Raw genomic sequence first — 20,531 nt, 5'->3', positions numbered from 1 at the left:
GCGCTATTGCGCCGGCTGCCGAAACTCAAATCTTCTAAAGGTGGCACTTCTTCTGCATCAAATTCCACCCGCAATTTCCCCAGTTGTAAAGTGCTGTTTGAATTTAAATCGCGGTCAAACCAAACCCGCCCACCCAAAAGCGCACCACGCGCAATCATATCATCAAGAAACTGTGTAAGGCTGCGGGTAATGGCAATAACATGTTGGCCAGTAAGGTTTTCATCATTCGCCCAAGGGCGCAAATTGTTAATGATGGTTTTTTCCAAAGCTGCACGGGTGCGCACCACATTGACAAAACGCCAAAGCGGATCACTGGAGGTGGTATGGTTGCCCCATAAAATGCGCCCATTGGAAGCTACTTCTCCCTGCGCATTTTGGCTAAGCCGTGCTGGAATAAAGGTCGCAATATCGGCTTGGTTAAGGCGATTTGCCTCATGATCAATTTCCCCATCAAAATAGCTAATGGGGCGTGCTGTCCCTAAAATGCCATGCACATCTTGGTTGGAAGGAGACCAAAAAACACCACCCCTTTGCTTGTCCCGTTTGATAAACATGGCTGCTGCAAAAGGACTTGCCGGTTTAACACTAACACCTCCATCAGAATTTGCCACCCGTACAAAGGGATCAATCAAATAACAAAAGCGTGAGGAAAAATCTGCGCGATAGGCAAGACTTTCTTGCGTGTTTTTACCACCCGTATCAAACACGGCAATGGCTTGTAGCTTTTCTGCAACCTGTTCCAAGGCATCCGCCACGGGGTTTTTGCCATTGTCAATCCGCCCTGCACTATAAGCCGGTGCTAAGAGAATTCCAGGTTCCACACCCAAATGCCCCCGCGCATGCGCTAAGGCATGCACACCGGTCAAGTGAGTATTGGATCCCACCATTTCGGTTTGTGTCTCAGCAATGGTTGACTTTTCTTCCACACGCACAAGGATAATTTGTGCCTCAATCCCCTGCGCACACACGGCGTTAATCACATCAAGAGCCGTTCCCCTTCGCCCAAGCTTTTGGATTTTTTCTGTATCATGGGTGAAGACCAACACAGGCTCGTTAAGGGGAAAAACTTGGTTGTCAGCATCAGGGGCTGTAACAACCGCCCCAATGGCGGTCTGATCAAATGTTGCTAAAGGACGGGATTTTTTACATTGATTAACCCTATTGACCTTAAATTATTGTCAAATACACAAAGTTATTCTTTATTTTGAGCTTTTCTTAATTCTGTAATGGGGACACCACCAATACCCCAATTGTCTGTCTCCACTTCATCAATCACGACAACAGTCGTTTTCGGATTTTTATTCAGAATATTAACTAATAATTGAGTTGCCCCTTCTATTAGTTGCCGTTTCTGTTCAGAGGTAACCCCTTCATTAGTAATTTTAATATTTATGTAAGGCATAAGATCTCCACAATTTACAAATATTGAATAAAAAAGCTCAAATAAATGAACGCAAAAAGATTAAATATTAATACATAATAACTATGCATTTTAAAGCTCGTATCCACCGGTGAAATATGCAGGCTACTGGAAGCAAAAATAGCATTTATTGATACAGGAGAAAGGAGTTGAGCTGCAATAAAGAAGCAAATCCAAACCAAATAATCCGTAACCCCATAAGCCATCGATGACCCTAGTAAGGGAAATGCCAAACTAAATAGCACCATAGGGTGAATTCCTACTACACTGAAAATTGGCAATACAAAGAGAATACAGGCATAACGCTGCCAAACAGAGAGTGATGCCAATGAGTGACTAAACGTCACCGGCAACAAAGGAATAAGCAAATCACAAGTAGATATTAGCAGACTACAACCTAGCAACAACATAATTTCACTGGATATACTGCGTATCACTGCCACCAAAGGAGTCAAAAAATCAATACTGCGTGAACTCCCACGCTCAATGAGGTATAGAATGCTCGCCGTCAATGCAATGCTTTCTAGTGCATTCAACCTAATAACTGTCAACGCAACGATAAATATTAGCCAGAAAAATATCAAAAAAATCCAAATTCTTACTCTCTCTCCTTCTTTATTCGCTCTTCTCTCATCGCAAATAATCGGGTTAGCTAGCGGTATAACAGGAGAAAGGCACAACAACAACAGACTGAATAGAAAAAGTGGTATCCCCAAAGCAGCGGATGTGAATATTGGTGTTCTAGGCATAGCAGCGAAAACTGTTGCTGCACCGATGCTGGTCGGCATCAGTACCATCGTGATGCTCATCATTCGCATCACAATAGCGGCCAAATGGCGAGAGGGAAAAACACTTTTTTTCAAGGCATCAATCATTAGGGGGATAACCCCCAAACTCATCGGCCAAGCTAAAAACGCAGTCAGTATCGCGATGGACAGGGTAAGCGAACCCTTTCCATAGCGCATCAACCGTTCAGAGAGAAATTCTGAAATACGCCATGTATTCATCACATGGCGCAACAATCCCATGGCGAGTAATAGCCAAAAGACATCAGTAAAACGCACAAGCACAGTACGAACATCAGGCAAGTGCCAACGCCATATCAGCACTAAAGCACAAGCCAACAGGATGAACACACCACTGCGTGCATTCCCCTTCAACCACCAGTATGGTATCGTCAAAAGCAAATAACCGAAAACAGTCACTCCAGCCAATGGAATAAGAAACCAAGTTCTTATTGAGATAGACATAAGAAAAATGAATAGCATCAGCATCGCCATTATAACGGATACGGAGGACATGCGTATCAGGAAGCTTTTTACATCATCAATGTACATTAATTGTTGAATCTTTGACTGAGTAGCGATTAAGAAGCTGCTCGTACATGTCAGTGACACAGCGCCCTGCATCCCGCAGTGCACGAGAATTAACTAAAGGCCTAGGCAAAATATATGTATAAAAATTGGGCCCCTCTACTGGATTACCGACCACCCATAATGTATTTTGTATTTGCCCTTTAGTGTCTATAGGATGCTACCGACGGTCAATATCAATACCACCAGGATGATATCCTTGGTTGATAAATGGTCGAATGATGCCCTGACCAGCCAAATTCTGGATAAAAGGGGACTCATCACGCAACGGAGAAAAACTATCAATCTTGGCCTTGATCAGCACATCTCCATCAACTGAACTGTTTTCATCTTGAAAAACAGACTGAATTTCGAAACGGCTGGTACTAGCATTGAGAACAAGTTTAGGTGAAGGTCCGCCAGCCAAAGTCACGATACCAGCCTCCATCAGAGCCTTCAACTCTTGGTTTCGCTGCATCGGTGGGCCGACAGAAATACGGTTAAAGTTTGGATTAAAATATTCAATAAAGTACTTGTGAGATGAAGACGTTAACCCGCAAAAATCAATTGCTGAACGTAAGATATCACGGACATCTCGTAGCACATCTGTAGCAGCTTTCACTGGGCCATCAACATTACCTGCAGCGGAAGAATGAAGATCGTCCTTCAAATGCTCCATGAAGAATCTTGTATAATCCTTCAAAGAAGCAAATATTTTATTTCGATAAGGATACAGCAACGCTTGAATACACTGCTCGTCTTTGGAAGTAACAACATAGGTTTCAGGGTCTAGCCAGTGCCCCAGCTGCGTACTTCGATAGACATAACACATTTCTTTAAGCAACAGAGGTAAAAGCTGCGTTTCGAAATCCAGCTTCGGAGAACCGTTAGCAATGCTGGATTGCTTACGCAGATGATGTATTGCATCGAGAGTAAGGAATGATGGTATGTATTGCCCACTACCACCCTTTTGATTAATCCCGCGACTACTAAAAGGCAATGTTTGACGGGAGAATAGAGCTATCTTCGGTTCTTTGCCGCTTGGCATGTAGCGCAATTGTCCAGCATTTTCAGTAAAAGTCCCACCGCGACCGTAAGTCAATTGCGACAAGACATCATAGCTAGTTAATCCAATTCCCTGCACCAGCACACGAGACTGAGATGGTATAGAGTCCAACTTTTCAATTGGATAAGGATTCGAATAATAGTTCAGAAGAGCGTTTTTCATTTGGTGACCAGCCACAAACTGTTGCAGGCTTTCATCATGCGATGAATATATATTCTTACCGTGACCCGTGGTCATATAAACAAAATCTACACTATAATGACAGCCATCTTCCAAAAGAACATCCGTTTTATGATCTTGGTGGATATGGAGATTGATAACCTTTTGTCGGATCTCCTTAATACGAATACCGGAAGGTAAATCTTGCGTGAGCTCTTGGTAAGCCCAAGACAGGTATTCCCCTAACAAACGACGTGATAAATAATCATTTTCTTTGATTTCTCTCCCAATATTATGCTCTGTACGAGAAAAAACACCGTTAATATTACGATAACCTTGTTGAATAGCCCATTGATAGAAATTCGGCCCTTTACGAATAGGCCCGACACCCTTAACTGTATCATCACCAAATAAAGTAATCTGGCAAGCGACAGTGTTAACCAATAAATGATCTGGCTGATGCACACTATGGGTACCGGTTCCCATCTCATTGGGATCAATCAATAAAATATCAATGTTCCCAGAAAATGGATAATGGGAATAAAGTGTGAGCAAGCGTTCGAGAATACTGATCCCACGAGGACCAACGCCCAAAATAGCGACTGTAGAGTGAAGCATTCTGTAATCTCCCCTATTAGAATAATTTGACTTTCACAAAATGTTTCAAAAAGAATGGAATAAATTCTCTGACTTTTTAGTGAAGATTGCGGGTTTATGAAACGCCAACGACCTTTTTACAAAGACAATATTGACAGATTCCAGCAGCAGCAAAAAGCGCTACAGCACCACAGATAACGGAAAGCGCAATGGCATGTGAACCAAACTGTAAAAAACTCGTCAAGAGAGGTCCTAATATTTGGCCAAAACCGTAAGTTAAGGTAGCCAAGCCTAGCAGATTTATGCCATACGGCGCATACAAACGCTTAGCTAACGGCATAACTAGAGAGGTCGTCCCCATAAAAGTAAATCCAAACCCTATGCAACTAAGAACGATCAGTACAAGAGACTGGCTGAATAATGTCAGTAATACGCATCCTCCTTGGATAAGCAAATTGAGCATCAGACAACGTAATACCCCCCACCGATGGGCTCCCCATAACCAAATGAAACAACTAGGAACAATGGCTATTCCGACAAACGACCATAAGTGGTTAGCGAGTAGTGGGAAATTAAATGTTTTCGCCATCAGAGGAAGATATGTCGCGACAATAATATAACCAAACCCAGCAAGCCCATAAATCAGAGCGAGTTCCCACCAAACGATATTTTCGTGTGCCAATGACTCATTAATAGCAAATTGAGACGCATCAACACGACGTGGAAATAAAATAAACAACAAAAGCAACAATACAACAGATATAAAACCAGCTCCAAACCAAATATTTTTCGCGTTCAGCGATTTACTCAAACCAATAATAACATACTCATTACCCAGTAGAATACCAACTCCCACACCTGCATAGAGCGAAGCAATAACCCACAGCTTGTGACTATGCTGCATAACTGTCATAGAACCAAAAATCATCATTGCTGCACTCGCGATACCGGCAGCAAAGCGGATAAAGAAGACCAAGTAAAAGTTTGTTGTTAACGCCATGGCAAAAATAAGTGCACTCGTCACTATAGCTGCACCAAATAGCATGTAGGAAGCACGGGATATATTCCCAACTCTGCAAAACGAAAAAAACATACTCCCAACTAAATAACCGGCATAATTAGCGCTAGCTATATAAGAAAGTTGCTTAAAGGTAAACAATCCTTCACCCAACATAACTGGAAATACCGGCGTATAGAAAAATCGCCCAATCCCCATCCCCAAAATCATAATAATCATACCGAATACAGCGATTTTGAAATAACTCAAATCTTGACGATTATTTTTTCCCCCCATTACTCTAATCCCTTAACGAATAATTCGCTCATCCGCATTCTATCTCATCGAGGGTAGCACTTATCTCAGAGAATAAAAGCCAATCTAGCCATTTGTTTGAACAACCAGAGGAACATATTGAGCGATTATTGTCAACATTACTGGATCAGTTATATGCATTTCATCGTTTTACGCCCTGCTCCATGTATGATCTTCTCCCTACAAAGCTTCTTTTTCAGAAAAATAATCAGCACGCCCCAGTTCAAACAAGACAATATCCCCTAAAGCTCTGCTTCATCAGGTATGATTAAAATACCCTCACAAGGTTGCGTTATGTTCACATGGTGAACACCCTCAACCATCAAGCGGCTTGGTATCCAACTTAAAGAGAGATTAAGGACAAGCTTTTGCGCACGCGCCCATTCTGCTCTTAAATTCTGCTCTGCTCTTTCCAAAACAAAGGAACCTTCATCCGGTAACAACCAAAAATCAATAGTATTGAAGGGTATAAAGGCTACTTTTAATATAGCTTTGTTTTTTATCAGCAGCAGTAAAAAGTTTGTTTTTTTATAAAAATTGAAATTTATTCATTTTTTATCGTATATTTTATGTTATCTTCTTTAAATTAATTAAAAGATCATAGAATATTAAACTGATAGGATGCATTTTTCTCAAGCGGCATTTTTAGAGAAATGTTGATTTAATCAGTGAAGACAAGCAATGAGCAAAGTTATAATTTGAAAAGACAGTATATAATGTTTTATGATCAATGATCTAAAAATGATCTAAATTAGAGACATGAATTGGGGGAGTTTGATCTTTCTTACAGCACAGTAGCTCACTTACAGCACAGTAGCTCAAAAAAACAGTAGATGAAGTTTAAAATTCACCATTACCCATCATAAGATGAAAGCTTTTATCCCACGTTTGATTTTTTTAAACTATTTTCTTGTCCTATCTGTAATATCTAAAGAATATCTTCAAGCACTCATAAGCACTCTTTTAGGGTATCATTTCCATAATCAACGTAACGGTTATCGAGCTTCCATTCAAGATACTGTTTTGCAAAAGGAAATCGTCATTTCAGGATACGGAGGGATTTATGTATTTAGTCACAATGTATCATGCACCCTTCCTCTTATATCAGAAATTTAATTCTTAATCGTAATGACGTGATTAAAAAGCACCTTGCGAGACAATCTTTTTAATAAATTTTTAATAAATAAAGTAAAGATGAATTCTGAAAAAAACTTTTTTAGACGTAAAGTGATACGGAGAAACAGTCAGAAAGAAAGGGGGGATTACAAATGTTGATGACTATAAAAAAAGATATCAAAAAATTACCAAAAACCGATTTATGGATCATTTGTGCTATTTCACCTGATCAGCAAAGAGAATGGATCAGTAAATGGTATATAAAAAATAAACAAGCCTCTATAAGTTCTAATTATGTCAATGATCTTGCCGTCCTAGGATCATTTTACAGATCTAGACAAAATGATTGCTACGGAAGCAACTCCCCTCAAAAAATAACAATCTCATTTATGAGGCTTATGTTGCTTCTCATAATCACTTTACAATTGCATCATTTGCTCTCATTAATACGCTTTGAAGTCCCATATGGACTAAGGGACCTTTTAAATTTTGGGATGGTTATGGAAGCCTTCTTTCCACTAATCCCTGAATGGGGATATGAAACCGCTACCTTTTCACAGAAAAATATTCTTTTCAATGAGAATTCTTATTGTACAATCTATGGAACAACACAATGAACAGAGCACGCACCCTTGCTCTCACCTATGGCTCCTATAATGCTGTCCGCATGCTGATCGGCGTTTACCATGCGATTTTTTTAATGTCCATGGGAGTGAGTCTGGCGCAATTAGCTCTGCTTCAGGTTGTCTTTTCCACCACCATTCTGCTGCTTGATTTTCCCTGCGCTGTTTTATCTGACAGATATCGGCATAAATATTCCGTTATGGCTGGGGTCTTTATGACAGGAGTATTTTATCTTCTATGCCTTCAAGCTCCCAATATGACAGCACTTATTATTGCGCAAATTCTCTATGCAGCAGGCATTTGCATCATTGTCAGCGCCATTGACGGATGGATTTACCATTCTCTAGGCGATAAACAGGATCACTTTTCGCATTATGCTCATCTCTACCACCAGGTTAACTCTTTTGGAAGTATTCTCAGTGGGATTGTAGGAATTGGAACGATCTATTACTCTGGACGATATTTTATGGGATATATCATCTCATGCCTCATGATGGGATTTATTTTTTTGATATTCCTTATTGTTCCTGAAGAAAAGAAAACGACAATTGAAACGTCCAAAACAAAAACAATCTTGCACAATGCCAAGGAAACGCTCTGGATATTTCAAAATACAGTAGGAGGAGCATGGTTTATTTTCCTCATGTGCCTTTTTAGCGCTGGTATTCAGATTATTTATCATTTCTGGCAACCAATAATACTTTTAGGGGGAAAAATTCATCACCTCAACGGTTCGCAAATGCTCGTCTTGATGTGCTGCCATATTGGAGCCTTTTCAGCACAATATTTTTCAAATTTACTGATGTCTAAGTATCATGTTCTTGATAAAAAATATAAGAATTCTATAAAATATTTTTCCTTCTTTTCTGCGCTGATGTGCATAGCGCTCTATTTTTCAGTTCATAGCCATCAAACGGCTGCATCAGTCATCGCCTTCTCTTTAATCCATGGATTTATTTGCACTGTACCGATCGGCGCAAAAAGCTTATTTTTCTCAGAACTTAACCAAAAACAAACGCAGCATATTTCCGGTGTTGTTGGTGCTGTCTCTTTTAGCGGAAGAATATTTTCAATTACAGTATTGAGTATTATTTCTTTTCTTCCTGCAAAAGTTTCTCCATCTTACTACCTAATATTACCGACCATTACTTTTTTCATGTGTGGTTTGGTTGTCATGAGATGGATGAAACACTCTCAAAAGTCTCTATGAGAGGAAAAGCATAACATTTCACCCACAATGTTTTCTTCTACAAGAAATCTATAACTTTTTTGAGAGCATTGCCACATCCAACTTTCAATATACAATGCCAATATAAAGCAACACGTTGATTTATAATGATAATATACCAAACGCGAATATTGTAAGATTCTTTCTTTTCAAATCTGCTTTATGGTTGAAACAATCAAAATCATTTGCTTGCACATCATAAGCAAAGAAAGCCGTATAAATAAAAACGATTTAGAAAGGAAAAATGCCTTTTATGAACTCTCATAGTCAAAATCTATAACAACAGGAAGGCAGATATATAAGCAGATATATAATATGCCTCTTTGCATCTTCATAAGTATACAAATGATGTGGCTTTATAAGGCTTTATATGTCTCACAGAAACTTTTGTGTTTTATACCATTTACGAGGTGGCGTCGCAAAATGGGCTTATACACATTGCAAAGATATCTCTTTAAAACAAGTGCATAAATCGGCAACACAAGTATATTTGTGTTTAGAACATGCTTTTTATATGAGAGGTATAATCCCAACGGGATAAACAGAATTCCGATACACAGTCAACTGCTTTTATAACAATAGATGGCGGAGAGGAAGAGATTCGAACTCTCGAGAGCCTTTTGAGCCCTACTCCCTTAGCAGGGGAGCGCCTTCGACCACTCGGCCACCTCTCCAACAGAGAGGCATAAATGGTATCAACAGAAAGTTCAAGACATTTTCGATTTTTTTCCCAAATATCTGAAAATTTTTTTCCTTTATTGATCCCATAAGGAGCAAAAGTTAATAAAACAAAAATTGTGTCTTTTTTACCACAGCATCTCGAATAGTACATGTATATATTACAAAAAGGTAATTTCATATTTGAAACTCTAAAAAGATTAGTTATAGCTAAGATAACAAGTGCTGCGTATTTTACTTATGTCTTTGTCCTTAATGCGTTAGGCAAATGGTACTCTTTAGAAGAAATTTAACCGGACCTCGGAGATCCCATATGAATATTAAATCCCTCTTTTTAAGCTCTACAGCAGCTTTTTTAGCAATTTCTGGAGCACATGCTGCTTCAACAGTTATCGCCGAACCCGAACCTGTAGAATATATTCGCGTTTGTGATGCCTATGGAAAAGGATATTTTTATATCCCTGGAACAGAAACCTGCATGCGTTTATCAGGAAATGTTCGTACTGATTTTATAGGCGGTGATAATATCGATGCAACAACCGAAACTGAACTAAGAAACAAAAGAAAAACCTATGGCGCAGCATCACGGCTCACCCTTGTTTTTCAAGCAGCTTCTGAAACAGAAATGGGAACACTTCGTTCATATGCAAGAATTTATTCAAACTGGGGTGATGGTAGAGACAACGCTGCTGCAAAGCTTGCCGCGGCTTACATTGAACTGGGTGGTTTTCGCGTAGGTCTTGATGACACAATTTTCAACAGCTGGACTGGTGATTATGGAAATGTTCTCAATGATGACAGCATAGCGCCTGCCGGCACAACACGCACCAATTTTATTTCCTACACCTTTAGTGGTGACTCCGGCTTTTCTGCTATTATCGGCGCTGAATTAGGCAATAATGCAGATTCTCTTCCAGGAATAACAGGATACTACATTGATAAAGATGATAAGCTTGTTTCTATCACTGAGGGCACTCTTCCAAGTAAAGCAATTAAAAATTACACCCCGAATGTGGTTTTGGGTATAAAGTTCATGCAAAAATGGGGTGGTTTTTCAGCAGTTGCAGCATATGATGCTTACTACAAAAAGTGGGCTGGAAAAGTACGTGCAGATTTCAATGTCAACGATCGTTTCAATCTATGGGTAATGGCTGGCTATAAAAATGGACTTGATTACTACACAGTAAATGCAAATGATGAGTTATCACGAAAAAGCACAACAATTTATGCAAACTGGGGTGGTAAATGGGCTGCTTGGGCGGGTGCCACTTACAAGCTTACTCCAAAAGCAAATTTGAATGCTCAAGTTTCTTATAGTGCTGTAAAAACCTTTGCAACTTCTGTAAATATTACATACACGCTGGTTCCAGGATTTGTGATTACACCTGAATTAACCTATGTTTCTTGGAACGATGATCGCGTTGTGACGGATAAAAATAATGATGAAAAACATTTATTCAATAAGAAAAGTGCTTTTCAAGGTATGATCCGTTTACAGCGTTCATTCTAATCCTATTTAAGCTACAGCTTTTAAAAACTGGCAACATGGTTTGCCAGTTTTTATTTTTGAAATCAAATATCATGAATATCTTTTCCTGATACGTATTGTCTTGTCTCTCGAAAAAAAACCGCCTTAGTTTCATAAAACTACTCTTAGAAGATTAACCTGATATGCTTGATAAGAGCACCTCACACGGGCGTTTACACATCACTTCAAACACAATCTCTTCCTTGCCCTTTAAAGCATGAATAACTCCTTTGCTTTATGACCAAATTGGTCTTTCTTGATAATTTACTTCTAACCTTTGTTAATTTAGGTCATGATCTTCTCAAATAAATTCTACACTGAACAGATAAAATATTGAAAAAACAAGACATCATTGTGTTTTTGATATGCCTGAATGTGTCTTCTATCAACACTCTAAAACACAACGTTTTATAACACTGCTTCATTAAAAAACTTAATCATTAAGAAACATGCTGTCAAAACGATGCAAACATCCCCTAAAGCAATAAAAGAGAAAAGAGATATATCTTCAAAAAAATGAATTGACCTCTTCCCCTTCTAAAGAATAGCCCCCCTATCAGTAGCAATCTGTAAATGCCCCTATTTTTCTTGAATCTGCATCACTTTGATTTATAATCATAATTTATAATTTTGCATGTTTCAATCAACCAAAACCTTTCACTTGTACACGACAAGCGGAGAGAGCCGTGTGAATAAAAACGAGTAAAGAAAACCCTTTTATGTATCGTTTTCAGTTCCAAGGGTTGTCGTAACATTGAGATCTAACAAAATGTACGATAGTGCTAGGCACTTTTATTAAGCATAAAAATGAGGATACACTTCATAGAGGATTTTAGATTATATTCTCTATGAACGTCGCTATAAAATATGTGTTGTGATACACACTAAAAGACATTTCTTTAAAACAAGCATGGAAATATACAATACAAATCCATTTTATTTGAAGCGTTTTACCCTGCGTAAGGAACATGTCATCATATACACAACATCTTGGCTTTATGCGTTTTTAAAGGAAGAAAAATATAAGACAAAGAAACAATAAAATTTAATCTCTGCAAATCATAGAGCTTTCAGAGTTATGTTTCCATAAAACGCCTTATACCCTACAGGGGATTTTTTACACGATTAATGCCCTTTTTACATAAAGCCAATTGGCAAAAAGCAGCCTTTCCTGATAATAAAAAGGCTTACACGTAATCATAAGCCATATTTTCAATTAAAACGCATTGAATTCACGGAAAATACTTATCAACCAATGCATAAAGAATTGCTGCTGTTTCAACATCTAGAATCCCATCATAATTTTCTTGACGAAAATGAAGTTGAAATGCTCGGATCAAATCTTTGTATCCTGTTTGGGTACACGCAGCAGAAATGTCATATCCATAACATTTTAGCTTCGCCAAAACATCTTCTTTGGGTGGCAAATTCTTAGAGAATTGCTCTTGATAATGACTTTTTAGTTCATCATCATACCATGCTCCTATACCTGCGCTATAAAGTTCTCTCCATGGAAAAGCTGCTCCTGGATCACTTTTTCTTCCAATGGCAATATCACTATGTCCCACCACATCTGTTGGCATAATATCGGGATACCGTTGAAGAATATTCAAGGCAAGTTCCTTAACAGCATCAATTTGTATTGGATTATAAGGAGGAAACATACCCGTCCCATCATGATAAGTCGCTAAATTAACGATTTCAATCCCGATAGATGCATCATTGAGATGACTATGCCCAGCCCATGAACTCACACCCGCATGCCATGCACGCTCATTTTCATCAACCAGATTAAAAATACGCATATCCTTAAAGCCTGCCTCACGATATGTCTGCTCTGAAGGATCAGGAACAAGATAGTGTGCACTAACCTTTTCTCCTGTAAGCGCCATAATCGAGGCTTTAAAATCAATAGCCGTATAATGCATAACGAGAAAATGAACGCGACGACTAAAACTCTTGACAGAACGATAACTGTTGTAATCAATCTGATACATAAAAGCCCTTTCTTTTTTGCTTAAAAAACCACTGCGCATCACAACAGATAGAATACGAACTGTTAAAAAATGCAATAAACTTCCCATCTAGATACTAAGAATTACGACTAAAATTTGTTCATCAAAAATATTGACACTCTTATCAACAATTAAGACCACATTTTTATTTTTCTCCCACACACGCATAAAATGTTTTTAACCACATTAAATATTTTCCCCAAAAAAATTCCTACAAATTACCAATCAAAAAGAAAACAAAAGCGTAAAATGATCACTCCTTAAATCTTCACGTCTTACAGAAAAAATAGTTCTTCCTGTTATCAAATTGAAAAATATCGCCCCTCGGAAGTGAACACCCAACGATCATGCAATCACACAAAAAATTAAAGGAAAAATTTTATGAGCTCTTTACAGCAATTTATTATCAGATAACAGAACGGCACATGTTCGCAATAAACTCTTCACGGACATATTGTTCAATAAAATTTGCAAAGCTTTCCTGTAAATGACACGACTTCTTGTCTTTTCACACCATCGCTTTTTGATTTACAAAGAATCTCAATTATCTACAACGCTTGCGGCACATGACGTCTCTGGATTCCTTGTCATAGGCTCCATGAAAGATAACATCTTGATTTATAATCATAATTAATCATTATAAATATTGAATATAGCGAGCCTAATATCGTAAAGTTTTTCTTAATCTTGAAGCAATCAAAGTCATTTAATGACACATCAAAAGAAAAATTACCCTATAGACAAAAACCACTGAAGAAAAGGATCAAAATACTTCCTATAATAGAACGTTTAATAATTTAAGCAATATTGTTACATCCCCATAGAGTTTCATTTTTTCTTCTCCGTTTTCAAATATCTTTTTAAGACAGCCCAAGCTGCATATTCTTGTAAGACGACACCTAAAAGTGGTCGCGTATAGGGAAAAGTTATACGATCATCACCATAACCTTTCATCCGTATAGTTATGGTAGCATGTCCAAGGCTTTCTGCTTGATTTTCTAATGTCTCCAAAGAAGGCTCTAGGCTCACTTCAACCTCAAGCAGTGGAATATCTTGTTTACCTTTTTCTATGGGCTGAAAATATTTTAAAAGCAGCGGATCATTGGCAGACCAATGAACCTCTGCATGCATCGCTAATTGTTTACAAGCAGTAGTAACTTCTGCCCCAACTAAATAGGGGTGAAAATGATTTTCAAATGCTTCCACGAAATGTTGTTCCAAGAGCGCTTCTGATTGAGCAACCAGTTGCACCAAAACATAGGGGCTTTTCCATAAAAAATGCCGTTCAAAGGGTTCATTTTCAAGATGATCATCAACCCACTGCGCAATAGTACTTTCATCAATTCCAATCAAAGTCCATGCATACTCTGCACGCGATACAGAAGAATATTTCTTCTCATTGTGTTCTAAATAATTCTCTAAAAGCGCAAGAGCCTGTGATGGTGGACCAGGCAAAACAACAAGCGTACTTCCATCGCAAGAGAGATAAAACCCTGGTGCTGTGCCTGTAGGATTATCAAGCACAGTTGCTGTCTCAGGAAACAATGCTTGACGTGCATTACTCTTATCCACCAAAATCCCTAATCGTTGTAATTGACCTTTTATTGTTTGCCAAACATCTTCATGATGTACCAAAGGCTGCTTTACAGCTTGAGCAACTCCATCGCGTGTTTTATCATCTGATGTTGGTCCCAATCCCCCACTGATAATGATAAGATCTTCTTGTCCAAGACAAGAAACAACAGTCTCACTGATTTGCTGTAATTGATCAGCACAAACAAAATGACGTGTAACTTGAATATTTCTCTTGTTCAAGCTTTGGCTTAAATCTTGTAAATTCGTATTCAAATATTGTCCTGAAAGGAGTTCATCACCAACGGTAATGATCGCCGCACGACAAACAAAGATAGGATTCATAAGAGAATTGCGAACAGCTTCAGCCATTTGACGGGTAGAGGCGACACCTCCAAGATCATAGGTAACGGTTTTTCCAGCACGAATAACCTGATCAACACTCTCAGATAATTGTTTTGCTGCATCTTTAAAGCCTAAATGCTCTAAGAGTAAAGCCGTGGTATAAAGCATCGCAGAAGGATTGGCTTTATTTTGTCCAACAATACGTGGTGCGCTTCCATGAACAGGTTCAAAATAAGCAATCTCGCTCCCCACATTCGCATGAGGTGCAAGCCCCAATCCCCCCATTATCCCAGAGCCAAGATCAGAGAGAATATTGCCAAACATGTTTTCAGCAACAATCACACCAAACCGCTCTGGCTTGGTTGCAATCCACAAAGCAACCGCATCAACATTATGAATATCTGCTTCAATTTCCGGATAGTTTTGCGCAATCTTCTCAAAAATTTCCTGAGCAAACTGTCCACTTTCTCGCATAACATTGGGCTTATCAGCAAAAGTAACTCGCCTAAAGCTATATTTCCTTGCATAAGAAAAAGCGTATTCAAATAACCGCTCTAAACCAAAGCGTGTCTGCAAACGGACTGTCCACGCAGCTTCCTCAAGCCCATATTTTGTCAAATTTGGATGTTTTAGCCAAACGGCTGTTTCAGGAGAAATACCCCGAAAATCCAATCCAGCATAAAGGCCTTCACTATTTTCTCTGATAACACAAAAATGAAAAGGTTTTCTCGGACCAGAGATGTATCTTACAGGACGTATATTTGCAAACAAACCTAACTTTTGGCGAAGTTGAAGTGCGGGAGCAACATAGGCAAGGTTTTTCTCTTTTAAATGCGGAGCAAGTTCTTTTAAAGCCGCTTCTTTTCTTTTATTGGTCACAGCACCAAGTAAAATAGCATCACTCTGAGTAATTTTTTGCCAAGTCGCTTGAGGGACAGAATCTCCTTCCTGTTTCCAACATTCAAAACCAATATCACCATAAGTCAATTCAATCGGCAATTGAAATTGCTCTAAAACCATCAACGCAGCATCACAAACCTCTAGGCCTATCCCATCACCAGGTAAGACAAGAACTTTCTTTTTCATAGTCCCTCCATCCACTCATCAATGACTGCATCCGTCATAGTAGGATTATCCTCCCACAAACGCGTACCAGCACCAGAGATAAGCTTATATTCATGGTTCAGATTATGACTTTTTGTCTGATTATCTACCGTTGCAAGTTGCGACTTTTCTCCCACTAAAGCTAAAAACTTCCCCTTATACTTAACTATTTCATCTCTAGCATCTATTTCTAATAAGAGTTTAAACCCTCTTGTCATGCGTTCAATTGCCACGCTTTTTTGTTTATCGGGAATCTCCAATAAAACTCTTTTTTTCATAATGCCAGAAGGATGCATAAAACCATTGAGTATTTCCAAAGCCCCCGATAAATCATTATTTTCTAAGGAGGCAAGAATATCTCCAAGGCGCCGTTGCAAAACCTTATCTGGATAGCCAGGTGCATTCACAGCAAGCACAGCTTGAACATTGGGAAGCTGGGCTGCCAATATTTGTACCAATGTTCCAGCCATAGAAAATCCCACAAGCACTGCGGGCTCTTTAAAATAGCTTTTAAGTTTTTCTGCCATAAAAGATAAAATGTCTACAGCAGAATAATTGAGAACATGAGAACCCTTAGGAAAAAGAGAAAGCGTATCCAGCAGAGTGACAGGGAATCCTTTTGTTGAACATAGCTTTGTCAATGGAGAACAAAAAACACCACCATCCCAAATTGGCATTACAGGAGAGATAATAATAATAGGAAGTCCCATTGATCAATTCCTCCCCTTATTTTTAAACATGCATTAGAGCCAGAACTTTTCCTACGCAATATAATGAAAATATGTTGAAACTCTATGCTCATATTCTCCCCTCATAATAATCGATTTGTTAAACTCAAACTAAGCTTGTAACAAATTTTAAACCCACTCAATCCAGCAACTTAATAAAAAAAATTCATCTAATGTACAGGTGCCCCATTTGTGTAAAACATCAAAAGCATTTCCGCATAATGCTTTCTTTTTATCATTTCACTCAGCTTATTTCTGAAGTCATAAAATGACGCGCTTTTTGAATATAAATGATAAAACCAATCATACAACACACAGCTAACAAAGTTGCCATAGCCCGTGGGCTATGACCAGAGATTTTTCCGATAACCGCTGCACTGAGTGCCGCACTTCCTAATTGCAAAGATCCCATAACACCAGAAGCCGCTCCCGCAGCTTTCGGATGCGATGAAATAGCCAACGCTGTTCCTAACGGCAATAAAAAACCATTTCCAAAAGTAAGAACAGCAATAGCCATAAAACTTGTCACAAGGGGCCATGGGCTTAGATACATTTGCAAAGCAAACAGCACACCACCTATCACAAAAATAATGTACCCTCTGCCCACAGTCTTTTCCATAGACTCGCGTTCAAAAAACCATCGCGCCAAAAGATTTCCCAGAATATAGGGAAACGAAACACCAATATAGCTATAACTAATGTGTATCGGTGATAACCCCAAAGTCGTGAGTAAAAAAGGCGACTCCACAATATAAGCAAAATAGGCAGCGTAAGAAAAACACGGAATAAGTGCATAAAAAATAAATTGTTTATTTCTGAAAACACCTAAATATGCCTTCATCAATCCTATAGGAGAAAAATGCTGCCGCCTTTGAGGGGGTAGAGTTTCGCTTAGCACAAAACAACATAGCAAAATGGTCAAAAATATAAAAAAGCTTAAAAAGATAAAAGTTGCCTGCCAATGAAAAGCCTGTATCAAAAGTCCACCAATGAAAGGTGCAAGCGCTGGTGACATTCCAATAAAAGGGAAAACAATCAAATAAAGTTTTCCAGCCGCTTTTTTATCCAACAAATCATTGATAATTGCACGACTTAAGACAAGTCCCGCACAAGCACCAAGACCTTGCAAAAAACGTAACACAAGAAAAGCGTGAATATGAACCGTATAAATCACACCAAGTGTCGTAAATAACCACAAGAATAAGCCCAATAGAAGTGTTTTTTTACGCCCAAAATTATCACTCAGCGGCCCATAAATGAGCTGTCCAAGTGCCAATGCCAACAAAAAAACCGCCACTGCACTTTGAATTTGAGATTGTGTCACTTGATAATATTGACGCATATCGCCCAGTGCTGGTAAAAAAATATCGGTAGAAATCAAACCTCCTGTTGATAAACATACGATAAGTATAATGAATGGTAATGTATATTTATGTTTCATCAGGAAAGTCACATTTCTTAAATTTAAAAATATTTAAATTTTACGTTTATAGAAAAATAATAATTTATATTTATAAATATAAAGCTATTTTAACTTTATCCACAGGGAATAAAATAATCAATTTTCTTTATTCTTTTACTTTATTCGAGAATAATTCAGCTTGTTGATACATAAATCCAGTGTATGATCCGCACGCACACACTCAACACGTAAATAAACACTTAGTGCTTCACTTTATAATTAATTTTAAAGCATAGCAAATCGCAATTTTAAAACTATACGCAAAAGAAGCTAAAAGATCAAAACTCCCCTTTAGAGATATATTTCCCAATCCGAAATAGCGCATTTTGTTGTATTCATGTTGCCCTATCTTCATCAGCTTTTTTCATTGATATCATCAACAAAAACGCTCCCAAACTCTATCCCTCTCCATGATAACAACATCACTTTCCCGACAACATCTTTTATCAGAATTGGTTTACAACGCTCAAAGAAAAAAGAAGCCACAAACTCCCTTTCCTCAAAACTCCCCACGCAAATATTATTGTAACAATACAGCATATAATAATGGCTCATGGAGAAGTCTTTATCAACACAAATAATTGAGCAAATAAACTTAATAGCCCACTAATATCATCCACTAATATCATAAAGCAAATTGTGCTTCTATCTCGCTCTAAAATCTAAATTCATCTTGTCCATTTTGTTAGAATTTCATTCTACATAGCCAGCACAAAGTTTATTGCCTAAGCTATTGACAAACATGATATAATAAAAATTTGATAAATCATTCTGCATCTAATTTAGAAAGCAAGGAGAAGCTAGTAATGAATATAACAGAACGAGCCATGTAGCAATTACTTGTACCTATTAAAGTGGAAGGAAAGACATACACAGAAATCACCTTACGCCGCCCGAAATTTAAAGACTTAAAAGCAATACAGAGCAAAGAAGGCGACGAGCAATCGATTGAAATGATCGCATGTCTTTCAGGGTGGTCCTATAATGCCATCAGTAAACTTGGTGTTCGTGATTTTTTAAACATTAAAGACATTGACGGGCCTTTAATTAAAAAAAAAGTATTAAAAAAACTTGATAAAATGAATACAATCATAAAAATCCTATCCTTAGAAACTCAATTTTCTAAACATCTCAAAAACTTTATAAACAAAGTAAATGCACCCATAAAAAGCATAATGGATGAATGTATTTTAATCGACAGTAAACCCGAAAAACGCACAAGTAACCTTTACACAAATACATTTGAAACAGAAGACATGAACAACTGCAAATGCAAAAGTGAAAACCTGTAGCACCTATGAACCGATTACAGTTCATAATCCCTACGTCATAAAGGTGGAACGCATGACCTTTACAAAAGGCACTTTCTTAGTACAAGATGGTCCATCGAACCAAATTTATCTCTCAAATCAAAGTGCTCTTACATCGTATAAAAAAACTGCGGGCGAAACTAAAAAACAACCTTTGGAGAGAAGGTCGAAACTTTTGGACATTGTCTCAAAACTTTTCAACTTTCCTCTCTGGTTTTGGGAGTTTTTACTCAAAGAACTTAGAAAATTTTTCTAGCATTGTTTTGATATAGAGCAATAAGAGAAGGAAAAACAGCTTAGAACACTAATGTTTCTTCCTTCTCTTTTATCTCTCATAGCTTTTTGAATTGAATACTTTTGATATTTATTTTGAATAATTGAAGCATTCTTTTAATTATAAGTACAATATAAAAAACTAAAATTTTAGAAGACGCGCTGTTTTTACAAAAAAATGAATAATAAAATAAAGACTCCAGAATTTTACTTTTTACCTTCAAACATAATCAATGATGGAAAAGCGTTTACAAAGTTTTCCTCAAGCAGTATCTGGGACATTACTTGAAAGAAAAGCATTAAGAGAGCTTACTTTTAAGCTAAGGGGGAAAGATTAAACTTCACAACGACATTCAATCTTTTAAACATTGCAGTACAGAACGGGAAAAGAGAGCCATACCCCATAGACCGTTTACCCCCCATCAACTAAAATTCTCGATAAACTGGTATTATCAGTTCTAGACTGGAGTCATGTAAGAAGAATTTTAAGTAATGATCACCGTCTTGTTTTCGATGTTTTCTGTCCTTTTTGGCGCATATCTATTCACTTTTGGAACATAATTTACAAAAAGGCATTGTATCTCCAGCATATTCAAGGAGATAAAACATGGAAACTCGCATTCCTGAAAACACACCATTCGA

13 protein-coding genes, 1 tRNA gene and 1 pseudogene are annotated in these 20,531 nt (G+C 37.9%); 4 read left to right on the top strand and 11 right to left on the bottom strand.

The genetic code is table 11. The annotated features are described in order from the left end of the window. The 6 genes and pseudogenes from ACFIMP_RS08635 to ACFIMP_RS08610 form a co-directional block, all read right to left on the bottom strand. A partial coding sequence (locus ACFIMP_RS08635; protein WP_375686266.1) for a phage tail sheath family protein occupies positions 1–1,106 on the bottom strand: 1,106 nt, incomplete at its 3' end. A gap of 86 nt (positions 1,107–1,192) precedes the next feature. Further along, a complete protein-coding gene (locus tag ACFIMP_RS08630; protein WP_375607418.1) occupies positions 1,193–1,402 on the bottom strand; it encodes a 2-hydroxymuconate tautomerase family protein in 210 nt (69 codons plus the stop codon). Between the two features lie 14 nt (positions 1,403–1,416). Further along, positions 1,417–2,757 (bottom strand): hypothetical protein, encoded by a 1,341-nt coding sequence (locus ACFIMP_RS08625; protein ID WP_375672148.1) that lies wholly within the window; start codon positions 2,755–2,757, stop codon positions 1,417–1,419. 196 nt (positions 2,758–2,953) lie between these two features. Further along, a complete protein-coding gene (locus tag ACFIMP_RS08620) occupies positions 2,954–4,615 on the bottom strand; it encodes an FAD/NAD(P)-binding protein (RefSeq protein ID WP_375686264.1) in 1,662 nt (553 codons plus the stop codon). A gap of 94 nt (positions 4,616–4,709) precedes the next feature. Continuing rightward, entirely contained in the window at positions 4,710–5,822 is a 1,113-nt protein-coding gene (locus ACFIMP_RS08615; protein ID WP_375686265.1) for a YbfB/YjiJ family MFS transporter, read from the bottom strand. A gap of 264 nt (positions 5,823–6,086) precedes the next feature. Further along, a pseudogene (locus ACFIMP_RS08610) lies at positions 6,087–6,358 on the bottom strand (baseplate assembly protein); the annotation flags it as partial. An 822-nt stretch (positions 6,359–7,180) separates the two neighbouring features. On the opposite strand from ACFIMP_RS08610, the gene ACFIMP_RS08605 reads away from it, so the two are divergent. After that, on the top strand, positions 7,181–7,639 hold the full coding sequence (locus ACFIMP_RS08605; protein ID WP_375613793.1) for a hypothetical protein: 459 nt from the start codon (positions 7,181–7,183) through the stop codon (positions 7,637–7,639). Then, on the top strand, positions 7,636–8,856 hold the full coding sequence (locus ACFIMP_RS08600; protein WP_375613794.1) for an MFS transporter: 1,221 nt from the start codon (positions 7,636–7,638) through the stop codon (positions 8,854–8,856). The genes ACFIMP_RS08605 and ACFIMP_RS08600 overlap by 4 nt, the downstream gene beginning before the upstream one ends. Before the next feature lie 601 nt (positions 8,857–9,457). Here ACFIMP_RS08600 and ACFIMP_RS08595 read toward each other — a convergent pair. Next, a tRNA-Ser gene (locus ACFIMP_RS08595) sits at positions 9,458–9,548 on the bottom strand. Positions 9,549–9,865: 317 nt separating this feature from the next. Between ACFIMP_RS08595 and ACFIMP_RS08590 the strand changes: the two genes are divergently transcribed. Next, positions 9,866–11,062, top strand: coding sequence for a porin (locus ACFIMP_RS08590; protein ID WP_375612473.1), 1,197 nt, complete (start codon positions 9,866–9,868; stop codon positions 11,060–11,062). Between the two features lie 1,250 nt (positions 11,063–12,312). On the opposite strand, the gene ACFIMP_RS08585 is transcribed toward ACFIMP_RS08590, so the two are convergent. From ACFIMP_RS08585 to ACFIMP_RS08570, 4 genes are all read right to left on the bottom strand, one after another. Next, on the bottom strand, positions 12,313–13,077 hold the full coding sequence (locus tag ACFIMP_RS08585; protein WP_375613801.1) for an N-acetylmuramoyl-L-alanine amidase: 765 nt from the start codon (positions 13,075–13,077) through the stop codon (positions 12,313–12,315). A gap of 846 nt (positions 13,078–13,923) precedes the next feature. Continuing rightward, positions 13,924–16,098, bottom strand: a complete 2,175-nt coding sequence (locus tag ACFIMP_RS08580) for an isocitrate/isopropylmalate family dehydrogenase (RefSeq protein WP_375686263.1) — start codon at positions 16,096–16,098, stop codon at positions 13,924–13,926. Continuing rightward, on the bottom strand, positions 16,095–16,826 hold the full coding sequence (locus ACFIMP_RS08575; RefSeq protein ID WP_375686262.1) for an alpha/beta fold hydrolase: 732 nt from the start codon (positions 16,824–16,826) through the stop codon (positions 16,095–16,097). Before ACFIMP_RS08575 ends, ACFIMP_RS08580 begins: the two co-directional genes overlap by 4 nt. A 262-nt stretch (positions 16,827–17,088) precedes the next feature. Further along, positions 17,089–18,285 carry a multidrug effflux MFS transporter gene (locus ACFIMP_RS08570; protein WP_375643657.1) on the bottom strand — a complete coding sequence of 399 codons (1,197 nt, stop codon included), beginning with the start codon at positions 18,283–18,285 and terminating at the stop codon, positions 17,089–17,091. A gap of 875 nt (positions 18,286–19,160) precedes the next feature. Here ACFIMP_RS08570 and ACFIMP_RS08565 point away from each other — a divergent pair. Then, a complete protein-coding gene (locus ACFIMP_RS08565; protein WP_375686261.1) occupies positions 19,161–19,598 on the top strand; it encodes a phage tail assembly protein in 438 nt (145 codons plus the stop codon). Positions 19,599–20,531: the final 933 nt, after the last annotated feature.

The organism is Bartonella sp. AP65SXKL, assembly GCF_042195725.1.
In the GTDB taxonomy this organism is placed as follows: Bacteria; Pseudomonadota; Alphaproteobacteria; order Rhizobiales; family Rhizobiaceae; genus Bartonella.
The sequence above is the reverse complement of the archived record's forward strand: the minus strand, read 5'-3'. Positions and strand labels throughout refer to the sequence as shown.